Genomic DNA, 11879 nt, shown 5'->3' with positions numbered 1-11879 from the left:
TTATCACGACGATATCGGCCAGGGAGGATAAGCGAGATGAAAACCTCGATAGCGACGGTTTCGATCAGCGGCGAGCTGCCGGAGAAGCTTGAAGCGATCGCGCGGGCGGGCTTCGATGGCGTGGAGATTTTCGAGAACGACTTCCTGGCCTTTGACGGCAGCCCCGCCGATGTCGGCAAGATGGCCCGCGATCTCGGCCTGAAGATCACGCTGTTCCAGCCATTCCGTGATTTCGAGGGCATGCCGGAACCGCTGCGCAGCCGCACCTTCGACCGCGCCGAACGCAAGTTCGATATCATGCAGCAGCTTGGCACGGACCTCGTGCTCGTCTGCTCGAACGTCTCTTCCGCCTCGCTCGGCGGCCTCGACCGCGCCGCCGCCGACTTCCGCGAACTGGGCGAACGCGCAGCGGCACGCGGACTGCGCGTCGGCTACGAGGCGCTGGCATGGGGGCGCCACATCAACGACCACCGCGACGCCTGGGAGATTGTGCGTCGTGCCGACCACGACAATATCGGCCTGGTGCTGGACAGCTTTCATAGCCTGTCGCGCAAGATCGACATCAATTCCATCCGCTCGATCCCGAAAGAGAAGATCTTCATCGTACAGCTGGCGGACGCGCCGCAGATCGACATGGATCTGCTTTACTGGTCGCGACACTTCCGCAACATGCCCGGTGAAGGCGACCTGCCGGTGACCGCCTTTACATCCGCGATCGCCGCGACCGGGTATGACGGCTACTATTCGCTGGAGATCTTCAACGACCAGTTCCGTGGCGGCTCGACGCGCGAGATCGCGGCCGACGGCCATCGTTCGCTGATCTATCTGGGCGATCAGGTGCGCCGTAGCCTCGGCGGCGACAACCCGATTGGAAAGCCCATGCCGCCGCGCGCGACGGTGAAAGGTGTCGGTTTTGTCGAATTCACGGCCGATGAAGGCGATGCGGCCGAGCTGATCGGCATCCTTGAGGTGCTGGGCTTTCGCAAGACGGCCAAGCATCGCAGCAAGGAGGTCAGCCTCTACGAGCAGGGCGGCATCCGCATTCTCGTCAATATCGACCAGGCGGGCTTCGCCAATGCGGCATACGCCGTCCACGGGACGCTCGCCTATGCATTCGCGCTCGTGGTGGACGATGCCAGGGAGGCCCACCGGCGCGCGGTGGCACTCAATGCCGAACCCTTCCTGCAACCGGTCGCCGAAGGCGAACTCGAGCTGCCGGCGATCCGCGGCGTCGGGGGCGGTATTGTCTATCTGATCGACGAGGCGTCGCCGCTCGGACGCTTCGCGGAAGTCGATTTCATTCCCGTCGACGAACAGCTATCGGCCTCGAGCGCGGGTCTGCTACGCATCGACCACATCGCGCAGACAGTCGCCTACGACGAAATGCTGACCTGGCTGCTCTTCTATACCTCGATCTTCGCGACCGAGAAAACGCCGATGGTCGATATCATCGATCCCGGCGGTGTCGTACGCAGCCAGGTGGTCGAGAACGAAGAGGGATCGCTGCGGATCACGCTCAACGGCGCGGAAAACAGGCGGACGCTCGCCGGTCATTTCATCGCGGAAAAATTCGGCTCGGGCATCCAGCATCTTGCCTTCAGCACCGACGATATCTTCGCCACCGCCGAGACCTTGCGAAAGGCAGGCTTCAAGCCGCTACACATTTCCCCGAACTATTATGGCGACGTGGAAGCGCGCTTCGGTCTGGATCCCGATCTCACCGAGCGGCTAAAAGAATATAACATTCTCTACGACCGCGACGAGCACGGCGAATATTTCCAGCTCTACAGCGGCACATACGGTGAGGGCTTCTTCTTCGAGATCGTCGAGCGCAAGGGCTATCGGGGTTATGGAGCGGCCAATGCCATCTTCCGCATCGCCGCGCTGAAAAAGCAAATGCGCCCCGAGGGCCTGCCGCGCGATAGTGACTAAGTCTCGCGTATGCGATCAGGCGACGATACCACTCTTCAGAATGTGCTCGACCCCACTATGCACATGTCGGTGGATCACGGCCTTGGCCTGCTCAGCATCGCGTCGAAGTGCGAAATCGAAGAGCGCCCGGTGATCCTCGACCACCGGCTTGCCGCGGAAGCTTTCGGCCAGCATGTGATAGCGCAGAAAGCGGTCGAAGACCGAAGAGAGCGTCGCCATCAGCGTCGCTGAGTTACAGGCCGAGACGATCGCCTGGTGGAACTCCCAGTCATAGCGAACCCATTCAATGGTGCGCGAGGCATCACCGGCGAGAAGCCGCCGTTCCGCGGCCGCCAGCTTGTGATGCGCCGCGACGATCGAAGCCTCCCATTCGAGATCGCCAGCGGCGAAAGCGAGATCGAGCGCGTGGGTTTCGAGCACCACCCGGAGGTCCGCAAGTTCGAGCAATTCACGGCGCGACGCCGGGCTGACCTCGAAGCCCTTCTGCCCCTCGGCGACGACGAGATTTTCCGTTGTCAGGCGGCTGAGGATTTCCCGCAGCGGCGAGACGCTGATCGAATAACGCTCGCGCGCCTGCTCCAGCTTGATCTTGGATCCGGGCGGCAAGATGCCGGAAATGATATCCTGGCGGATCTGCCGAAACACGACCTCGCTGACGGTTTCGGCCGTCTCTTCCGTTTTCTTCAGCATTGCGTTACGCGGGCTCCAGTCGCCGTGATTTGGAAAATCATACAGCAGATTGCCTTTCCTATGTCTTTTTTAAATATGGCAGAGGATAGGATTTCAGCGGCTGTGACAATGGGGTAACGTGCACGGCAAAGTTCGCATCGAAATAACAGAGCATCGGGATGTTGCAGCAGACAGAAAACGAGACAATCGCGGAAAGCAGCTACCGCCGCATCCGTGCCGACATCATCTTCGGCCGGCTCGCACCGGGCCAGAAATTGAAGCTGGATGCGCTGAAGGAATCCTACGAAACATCGATCAGCACGCTCAGGGAAGTCCTCAATCGTCTTTCCTCGGAAGGGCTAGTACTTGCTGAAGGGCAGCGCGGATTCCAGGTTTGTCCCGTCTCGATTACCGATCTCAAGGAGATCGCCGCTTTGCGGCTGCTCCTTGAGACGCATGCGCTGGAGCAGTCCTTCGCGCAAGGCGACATGGAGTGGGAGGCGCGCCTAGTCTCCGCCCACTACAAGCTTGCGAGCTTGGAGCGGCTGATGGCGACCGGTGATGCCAGCCGGGCCGAGGATTGGAAACGATACGACTGGGAGTTTCACCAGGCGCTGATTTCGGCCTGTGGCTCCAAGCTCCTGATCGAAACGCACTCAGTCATCTTCGACAAGTATCTGCGCTATCAGATGGTCGCTCTATCCTACCGAGGCGACGTAGCGGCACGCGAGCATCAGGCGCTTCTCGATGCTGCGCTCGAACGCGATGCCGATGCGGCCAAGAATATCCTTGCCGCTCATATCGAAGGCGGTGTCGAGCATGCGCTGGCGCGCGGTCTGCTGAAGCAGGACAGCTGAGGGCTGAGCAAAATTCCACCGGACAATGGCCAACCCATTTCTGTGCAGTCATCGCGCAACGGCCAGATAACGCACGCATTCCATTATTGCCTATACCTCGTTAACCTACGACTCTGAGGACTGCTGGGAGGAAACATGCGTACCAAAGTTGCCATCATCGGTTCGGGGCCGGCAGGATTGTTGCTTGGCCAACTGCTGACCGAGGCCGGTATCGACAACGTCATACTCGACCGTGTGGCCAAGGATTACGTTCTCGGCCGCGTGCGGGCGGGCGTGCTGGAGGAAGGCACGGTCGAGCTCATGGACAGGGCAAAATCCGGCACCCGGATGCATGCCGAAGGGCTGCTCCATGACGGCTTCTCGCTCGCTTTCGACGGCCGTGATCATCGCATCGATCTCGCCGGCCTGAGCGGAGGAAAGCGCGTCATGGTTTATGGTCAAACGGAATTGACGCGCGACCTGATGGAGCATCGAGAGGCCAGCGGGGCGATGTCGATCTACGAGGCGACCAACGTCACGCCACACGATTTCGACAGCGAAACTCCCTACGTGACCTATGAGAAGGATGGCGTGACCCATCGCATCGACTGCGATTTCATCGCCGGATGCGACGGTTTCCACGGCGTTAGCCGCAAGGCGGTGCCGGAGCGGTCGATCCGCACCTTCGAGAGGGTCTATCCTTTCGGCTGGCTCGGCATTCTGGCCGATGTCGCGCCTGTTAGCCATGAGCTTGTCTACGCCAACCATCCGCGCGGCTTCGCGCTTTGTTCGATGCGCTCGCAGACCCGCAGCCGCTATTACATCCAGGCTCCCGTCGACGAGAAAATCGAGGATTGGAGCGACGACCGCTTCTGGGACGAACTGCGCCGCCGCCTGCCCACGCATCATGCGGAAGCGCTGCAGACCGCGCCGTCCTTCGAAAAGTCGATTGCCCCGCTTCGCTCCTTCGTTGCCGAGCCGATGCGGTTCGGCAGGCTGTTTCTCGCTGGCGACGCCGCCCATATCGTCCCACCGACAGGCGCCAAGGGGCTGAACCTTGCGGCGAGCGACGTGCACTACCTTTTCTCGGGTTTTTCTGAGTATTACACCGAGGGTTCTTGTGCCGGCATCGACGCCTACTCGCAGCGGGCGCTGTCGCGTGTCTGGAAGGCAGTCCGATTCTCCTGGTGGATGACGACCATGCTGCATCGTTTCCCTGATACCGACGACTTCGGCCAGAAGATCCAGGAGGCGGAGCTCGACTATCTCACGCATTCGCAAGCCGCGGCGACGGTGTTGGCCGAAAACTACGTCGGATTACCCTTCTGAGCGTCCGGCTTTGAGCTGGGCAGGCCGACCGCCACCTCCCTAGCCGCCTCGCGAATGGTCTGCATCAGGATCGAAAGCGGCAGCGACGGGATGGCGTCGTTGCGCATGGTCAGGCCCACGGGGCCCTTAGTCTCGCTCGTATCGATCGGCAGCACCGCCAGCGCGCCATCCTCGATATCGTTGGCGACGACGCCGGCGGAGATGATCCAGATGGCATCGCTTGCGCGCACGAAGGCGCGGCCAAAGCTGTCTGAGACCGTTTCTATCTGGTTGGGAAGGCTGGGCACACCATTGGCGATGAGAAGCCCCTCGACGAATGGGCGGATGATCGACGCGCGGGTCGGCATCAGGATCGTGTAGTCACCGAGCGCATTGAAATGCGACTGCCTGGCCTTGAGCAGCGGATGGCCGGCGCGCACCGCGAAGACCACCTGCTCCGAGTAGAGATGCTCGAAGGAAAATCCGGTCATCTTTTCCGGCCCCGCAAGCCGCCCCACCACAAGGTCGAGATCGCCGACACGAAGCTGCTCGAGAAGCACGGCGTTCTCGCCGGTGACGATCTTCAGCCGGCTCCAGGTGTTTTCCTTCAGAAACAGCTTCATCGCCCGCGGCATGATCCGCGTCGATACGGTCGGCAAGGCGCCGATGCGGATCGGTGGCGCATCGCCGATCCGCTCCTGCGTGACAGAATCGAGTCCCTGCCGCAGTGCCGTCAGCGCCGCGCCGGCGTGTTTCAGGAAAACCTCGCCGTATCGCGTGATCTTGATGCCGCGTCCGTCGCGTTCGAAGACTTCCACGCCGAGAACACCTTCAAGCTCTCGTATCGTCTTGGTCACGGCGGGCTGGCTGACATGCAGCAGCTCGGCCGCCTTCATCACGCTTTTCTGGCGCGCGACCTCGACAAAGGTTTGCAGATGGCGGAACTTTATGCGGCTGTCGATCATCTCTTACATAACTCTAGAGTTATAGGATCGCCACGAAATATCATTTTACCTAACCAGATTAAACATTCAATTTCCTGTCAGGAGGAGTTTCCAGTGCAGTTTGCCCGCGTCAACGACATCGCGATCCACTACCAGGTTATCGGCGGTCCGGCCGACAAGCCGGTTCTCGTCTTTGCGAATTCGCTTGGCACCGATTTCCGCATCTGGCGCGACGTGATCGTCCGGCTGGCAGGCGATTTCGCCATTCTGCTCTACGACAAGCGCGGCCACGGCCTCTCAGATGTCGGCCCGACGCCCTACACGATCGAGGACCACGCATCGGACCTGATCGGCCTCATAGAAACGCTTGAGATCAAGAAGGCCATCATCTGCGGCCTCTCGGTCGGCGGGCTGATTGCCCAGTCGCTTTACCGGCAGCGGCCTGATCTCGTCAGCGCTCTCATCCTCTGCGACACCGCCCACAGGATCGGCACCGCCGACAGCTGGAACGCGCGCATCTCGGCCATCGAACAAAATGGCATCGACAGCATGTGCGATGCCATCATGGAGCGCTGGTTCACACCGGCTTTCCGCCGCCCCGAAAACACGGCCTACAACGGCTACTGCAACATGCTCGTCCGCCAGCCGGTCGCCGGCTACGTCGCCACCTGCGCCGCCGTGCGTGATGCCGATTTTACCGAAGCGGCGAAGGCGATCGCCGTGCCGACGATCTGCATCGTCGGTGACCAGGACGGCTCGACGCCGCCCGACCTCGTCAAATCGCTGGCACAGCTGATCCCCAACGCCCGCTACGAAATCATCCGCGATGCCGGCCATATTCCCTGCGTCGAGCAGCCCGAGGCGCTGACGGCGGTGATCCGCGCATTCATCGACTTCGCATTAGATGGAAAAGCTCATGAGTGATACTCCGCTTGCCTCCGAGCGCTACAGGCAAGGCATGGCGACCCGCCGCGCCGTTCTGGGCGACAGCCATGTCGATCGTGCCGAAGCCGCTTCGACGGCATTCGACAAGCCGTTTCAGGATCTGATCACCGAAGCCGCCTGGGGTCACGTTTGGTCGCGCCCGGGGTTGACCAAGCGCGAGCGCTCGATCGTCACGATCGCGCTGCTCGCGGCACTTGGCCAGGACGATGAGGTGGCCATGCACGTGCGCGCGACCGCCAATACAGGGGCCAGCCGAGACGACATCTGCGAAGCGCTGCTGCATGTGGCGATCTACGCCGGTGTCCCGGCCGCCAATCACGCGATCAAGATCGCCAAGCAGGTCTTCGAACAGATGGACGCCGAAAAGGCGGCTTGAGAGGAAGTCATGTCCGAAATACCGAACCGCAAGCCCGAGACGGGCGCCTTCTTCGCCCGCGACCTCAGCTGGCATCCGCCTGCCTATGCGCCCGGCTACAAGACCTCGGTTCTGCGCTCGCCGAAGCGCGCGCTTCTTTCGCTCGACGGCACGATCTCGGAAATCACGGGTCCCGTCTTCGGCCATGCGATGATCGGCGAACTCGACAACGACCTCCTCCACAACTTCGCCAAGCCGGGCGAAAGCGCCATCGGCGAACGCATCATTGTCCATGGACAGGTACTCGACGAACGCGGCCGGCCGCAGGCCGGCGTTCTGGTCGAGTTCTGGCAGGCCAATGCCGGCGGGCGCTACCGCCACAAGAAGGAAAGCTATCTGGCGGCGATCGATCCGAACTTCGGCGGCTGCGGGCGCGCGATCACCGATGAGGATGGCCGCTATTTTTTCCGCACGGTGAGGCCGGGCGCCTATCCATGGCCGAACGGCGTCAACGACTGGCGCCCGGCGCATATCCACTTCTCGATCTTCGGCCACGGCTTCGCGCAGCGCCTGATCACCCAGATGTATTTCGAAGGCGACCCGATGATCTGGAAGTGTCCGATCGTCGGAACGATCCCCGACCAGGCCGCCATCGAACAGCTGATCGCGCCGATGGATTGGGGCAATACGATCCCTATGGATAGCCGAGCCTACAGGTTCGACATCGTGCTTCGCGGCCGTCGCTCGACGATGTTCGAAAACAAGCTGGAGGGCAACTGATGGCTCAGGAATTGCGCTATCTCAAGGAAACCCCTTCGCAGACGGCTGGCCCTTACGTCCATATCGGCCTGACGCCGAATTTCTGCGATATTGGCGGCGTCTATGAACGCGATCTCGGCGTCGCGATGGTCAACGACAAGACAACAGGCGAGCGCATTACCGTCACCGGCCGCATCTTCGATGGCGCCGGCGCGCTGGTGCGCGATGCCGTCATCGAGATCTGGCAGGCCGACAGCGCCGGGCTCTATAACAGCCCGTCGGAAATGCGCGGCGCCGCCGATCCGAATTTCACCGGCTGGGGCCGCTGCCCGACCCGCGCCGAGAATGGCGTCTATAGCTTCGACACCGTCAAGCCGGGCAAGGTTCCCTTCAAGGACGGGCGCAGGCAAGCGCCGCATATCAGCTTCTGGATCGTCGCGCGGGGCATCAATATCGGTTTGCAGACGCGCATGTACTTTCCGGAGGAAGCCGAGGCGAACGGCGCCGACCCGCTGCTTCAGCGCATCGAACACAGGGATCGCGTCGCAACGCTTATTGCCGCGCGCGATGGCTCTACCTATACGTTCGATATCCGGCTGCAGGGCGAGAACGAGACCGTCTTTCTCGACATATGAGACGGCGCGGGACCGTTCATTCCACAGCCGCTGATGACCACGAACGATGAGATGACACATGGGCGCGACTGCCTTCGACCACCCCTTTCTCTCCGGCCTTGTCGGCGACGAGGAGACATCGGCCTGGTTCACGGGCGAGGCCGATATTCGCGCGATGCTGCAATTCGAGGCGGCACTCGCGCGCGCCGAGGCAGCCCATGACGTCATCCCTGAGCCCGCCGCGCAGAGGATTTCGGCCGCCTGCGCCGGGTTCAAGGCCGACCTACCCGCTCTTCGCGCCGCCACTGCCCGCGACGGCGTCGTCGTTCCCGAGCTCGTTCGCCAACTGCGCACGGCCACTGGCGATGCGTCTCCTCATGTCCATGTCGGCGCCACCAGCCAGGACGTCATCGATACCAGCCTGATGCTGAGGTTGAAGCCCGTCGCTTTTGTTTTCGCGGCCCGTCTGGCGGCACTTGAGCTGCGTTTCGCGGAACTGCGGCAAGCCTTCGGTGATAGGGCGCTGATGGGCCGGACCCGAATGCAGGCGGCAATCCCGATCGCCGTTGCCGACCGGCTGCGCGCATGGCATGCGCCCTTGGGCGGCTACCGCGAGACGCTGACAGGATTGCGCTTCCCGCTGCAGTTCGGAGGGGCGGCCGGCACGCTCGATAAACTCGGCGACAAGGCGTCAGCGGTGCGTAGCTCGCTGGCGCAGGAACTTGGGCTTTTCGATATCCAGCAATGGCAGAGCCAACGGGCCGTTATCGCGGAGTTTGCCGGTCTCCTTGCCCAGATTTCAGGCAGCCTCGGCAAGTTCGGCCAGGACGTCGCGCTGATGGCCCAGGCCGGAGACGAGATCGGACTGACGGGGGGCGGCGGGTCATCCGCAATGGCGCACAAGCAGAACCCCGTCGCGGCCGAGACGCTGGTGGCATTGGCGCGCTTCAACGCGACGCAGATCTCCGCGATCCACCACTCAATGGTGCACGAACAGGAGCGCTCCGGTGCTGCGTGGACACTTGAATGGCTGGTGCTGCCGCAAATGGCGATCGCCACCGGCGCGGCACTGCGCCTGGTGCACGAACTGGCGAGCAATATAAGCCGGCTTGGCACCGCCGATACATAACTTGCGGAGTATGAATTATGGCATTTATTTCATTTTACATTACCGTTTCGCATGACAGACTGGCCTGAGAACTTTAGCCGCGCGCTAAGAAGGCGTTGGAGTCGCCTAAAAGGGAGAGAGATAGAATGAGGAAGCTGCTTCTGGCCGCCGCCGCGGCCCTGCTCATGGGTTCGGGCGCTTATGCCGACACGATCAAGGTCGGCGTGGTTGGCCCGTTTTCCGGTCCGTTCGCCCTGCAGGGCAAGAACTTCAAGGCCGGGATCGACGCCTACATGGCGACCAATGGAAAGAAGGTCGGCGACAACACGGTCGAGATCATCTATCGCGATCTCCCCGCGGCTGACCCCGCGCAATCCAAATCGCTCGCCCAGGAGCTGGTCGTCAAGGAGAAGGTCCAGTATCTGGCCGGCTTCTATTTCACTCCTGACGCGATGGCCGTCACGCCGATCCTGAAGCAGGCCAACACGCCGCTCGTCGTCATGAACGCCGCGACCTCGGCGATCGTCACCAAGAGCCCACTGGTCGTGCGCACCTCCTTCACCACCTGGCAGACATCGACACCAATGGCGCAGGTCGCCTTCGACAAGGGCGTCAAGAAAATCATCTCCGTGGTCAGCGACTACGGGCCGGGTGTCGATGCCGAGAATGCCTTCAAAGCGGGCTTCGAGAAGGCAGGCGGCGAGGTCGTCGAGGCGATCCGCATGCCGCTTGCGACCAATGATTTCAGCCCGATTATGCAGCGCATCAAGGACTCCGGCGCTCAGGGCGTCTTCGCCTTCCTGCCGTCTGGCCCGACGACGCTCGGTTTCGTGAAGGCCTATAACGAGAACGGCCTGAAGGGCGCCAATATCCAGCTCTTCGCCCCCGGCGACCTGACGCAGGAATCCGACCTGCCGGCACTCGGCGATGCAGCACTCGGCATCCTCACCACCTTCCACTACGCTGTCTCGCACGATTCCCCTGAGAACAAGGCGTTCGTCGAAGCAGCCGGCAAGGCGATCGGCAACCCGGCCGAACTCACCTTCCCTGCTGTCGGCGCCTATGACGGCATGCATGTCATTTACAAGATGATCGAAGCGACCGGCGGCAAACAGGATGCGCAAAAGGCTGTCGACGCGGTCAGGGGCCTTGCCTGGACAAGCCCGCGCGGCCCCGTTTCGATCGATCCCGAAAGCCGCCACATCACACAGAACATCTATCTGCGCGAGGTTGCCAAGGGTGACGACGGCAAGTTCATCAACAAGGAAATCCAGACCTTCGAGAAGCAGGGCGATCCGGGGCTTGCCGCTTTGAAGTGAGCAACGCGGCTGGCGGACCTTTGCGTCCGTAGCCCCCTCACCCTACCCTCTCCCCGCTGGGGAGAGGGGAAGTGAACGCGGTGCCTGACATCCCTTCCGTCCTTCGGGGCCGAAGGACGGGTCAAGACAAGCGGCTCGACCTCGGGGTGCCGGCAGGCCGAAAAAGGCTACGCGGCACAGCGCCTGCTCGTCGTCGCACAATATGGTACAAGGACCACGCCAACCCATGCAAACTGTCTTCAGCATAGCCGTCGATGCGCTCGCCTATGGCATGGTGCTGTTCGTGATCTCGATCGGCCTTTCGGTGACCATGGGCCTGATGCGAGTCGTCAATCTGGCGCACGGCGCCTTCGCGATGATCGGCGGCTATATCGCGTCCTATGCGGTGCGCGACCTTGGGCTCGGCTATGGCATCGGCGTGATTGCAGCCGTGGTCGGCACGATCATCATTGCCATTCCCATGGAGCGTTTCCTTTATCGCCGCATCTACGGCGCACCCGAGTTGACGCAGGTGCTGATGACGATCGGCATCACCTTTTGCATCATCGGCATCGCCAACTATGCGATGGGGCCGACGCTTAAAACCATTCCCTTGGCCGAGAGCCTGCAGGGCTCTGCCAATCTCGGCTTCCGCACCATTCCCGTTCACCGCCTCTTCGCGATCGTTTGCGGGCTTGGCGTCGCCGTCGCGCTCTGGTTCACGATCGAGCGGACGAGCTTCGGCGTGAAGCTGCGCGCCTCGGTCGACAATGCCGCGATGGCAGCCGCACTTGGGGTGCGCACGGAGATCATCTACGCGCTGAGCTTCGCGGTCGCGGTCGGGCTTGCGGCTTTCGGTGGCGTCGTCGGCGCCGAGCTGCTGCCGGTCGAGCCCTACTACGCGCTGCGCTATATGGTGACCTTCCTGGTCGTCGTCTCAGTCGGTGGCGCGGGCTCGATCCCCGGCGCGTTGATCGCCTGCCTGGTGCTTGGCGGCATCGACACGACCGGCCGTTATCTGATGCCCGAGTTCGGTGAATTCTTCTTCTACCTCGCCGTCATCGCCATCATCTGCATCTTCCCGCGTGGCTTTGCCGGAAGGGCGAAATAG

12 protein-coding genes are annotated in these 11879 nt (G+C 61.9%); 10 read left to right on the top strand and 2 right to left on the bottom strand.

What is annotated here, in order from left to right; genetic code table 11:
• Window positions 1-36 precede the first annotated feature (36 nt).
• A complete protein-coding gene (locus J5286_RS23990) occupies window positions 37-1932 on the top strand; it encodes a bifunctional sugar phosphate isomerase/epimerase/4-hydroxyphenylpyruvate dioxygenase family protein (protein ID WP_209192265.1) in 1896 nt (631 codons plus the stop codon).
• A gap of 15 nt (window positions 1933-1947) precedes the next feature.
• Here the strand turns inward: J5286_RS23990 and J5286_RS23985 are convergent, their stop codons facing one another.
• A complete protein-coding gene (locus tag J5286_RS23985; protein ID WP_209192263.1) occupies window positions 1948-2622 on the bottom strand; it encodes a GntR family transcriptional regulator in 675 nt (224 codons plus the stop codon).
• A 158-nt stretch (window positions 2623-2780) separates the two neighbouring features.
• Between J5286_RS23985 and J5286_RS23980 the strand changes: the two genes are divergently transcribed.
• Window positions 2781-3458, top strand: a complete 678-nt coding sequence (locus J5286_RS23980) for a GntR family transcriptional regulator (RefSeq protein WP_209192261.1) — start codon at window positions 2781-2783, stop codon at window positions 3456-3458.
• A 135-nt stretch (window positions 3459-3593) separates the two neighbouring features.
• Window positions 3594-4766, top strand: a complete 1173-nt coding sequence (gene pobA, locus J5286_RS23975; RefSeq protein ID WP_209192259.1) for a 4-hydroxybenzoate 3-monooxygenase — start codon at window positions 3594-3596, stop codon at window positions 4764-4766.
• Here the strand turns inward: pobA and pcaQ are convergent.
• A complete protein-coding gene (gene pcaQ, locus J5286_RS23970; protein ID WP_209192257.1) occupies window positions 4745-5710 on the bottom strand; it encodes a pca operon transcription factor PcaQ in 966 nt (321 codons plus the stop codon). The two genes, pobA and pcaQ, sit on opposite strands and share 22 nt — an antisense overlap.
• Before the next feature lie 93 nt (window positions 5711-5803).
• Between pcaQ and pcaD the strand changes: the two genes are divergently transcribed.
• The 7 genes from pcaD to J5286_RS23935 all read left to right on the top strand — a co-directional run bounded on the left by pcaD (window position 5804) and on the right by J5286_RS23935 (window position 11879).
• Entirely contained in the window at window positions 5804-6613 is an 810-nt protein-coding gene (gene pcaD, locus J5286_RS23965) for a 3-oxoadipate enol-lactonase (RefSeq protein ID WP_209192256.1), read from the top strand.
• Window positions 6606-7010 (top strand): 4-carboxymuconolactone decarboxylase, encoded by a 405-nt coding sequence (gene pcaC / locus J5286_RS23960; protein ID WP_209192255.1) that lies wholly within the window; start codon window positions 6606-6608, stop codon window positions 7008-7010. The genes pcaD and pcaC overlap by 8 nt, the downstream gene beginning before the upstream one ends.
• A 9-nt stretch (window positions 7011-7019) precedes the next feature.
• Window positions 7020-7769 carry a protocatechuate 3,4-dioxygenase subunit beta gene (gene pcaH / locus J5286_RS23955; RefSeq protein ID WP_209192254.1) on the top strand — a complete coding sequence of 250 codons (750 nt, stop codon included), beginning with the start codon at window positions 7020-7022 and terminating at the stop codon, window positions 7767-7769.
• Window positions 7769-8383 carry a protocatechuate 3,4-dioxygenase subunit alpha gene (gene pcaG / locus J5286_RS23950; protein WP_209192253.1) on the top strand — a complete coding sequence of 205 codons (615 nt, stop codon included), beginning with the start codon at window positions 7769-7771 and terminating at the stop codon, window positions 8381-8383. The genes pcaH and pcaG overlap by 1 nt, the downstream gene beginning before the upstream one ends.
• 58 nt (window positions 8384-8441) lie before the next feature.
• Complete coding sequence (locus J5286_RS23945; RefSeq protein WP_209192252.1) at window positions 8442-9491, top strand: 3-carboxy-cis,cis-muconate cycloisomerase; 1050 nt, start codon at window positions 8442-8444, stop codon at window positions 9489-9491.
• Between the two features lie 125 nt (window positions 9492-9616).
• Window positions 9617-10789, top strand: coding sequence for an ABC transporter substrate-binding protein (locus tag J5286_RS23940; RefSeq protein ID WP_209192251.1), 1173 nt, complete (start codon window positions 9617-9619; stop codon window positions 10787-10789).
• A gap of 226 nt (window positions 10790-11015) precedes the next feature.
• On the top strand, window positions 11016-11879 hold the full coding sequence (locus J5286_RS23935; protein ID WP_018897878.1) for a branched-chain amino acid ABC transporter permease: 864 nt from the start codon (window positions 11016-11018) through the stop codon (window positions 11877-11879).

Source organism: Rhizobium sp. 16-488-2b (assembly GCF_017741815.1).
Taxonomy (GTDB): Bacteria; Pseudomonadota; Alphaproteobacteria; order Rhizobiales; family Rhizobiaceae; genus Rhizobium.
This window is presented reverse-complemented; position numbering and strand designations above follow the sequence as displayed.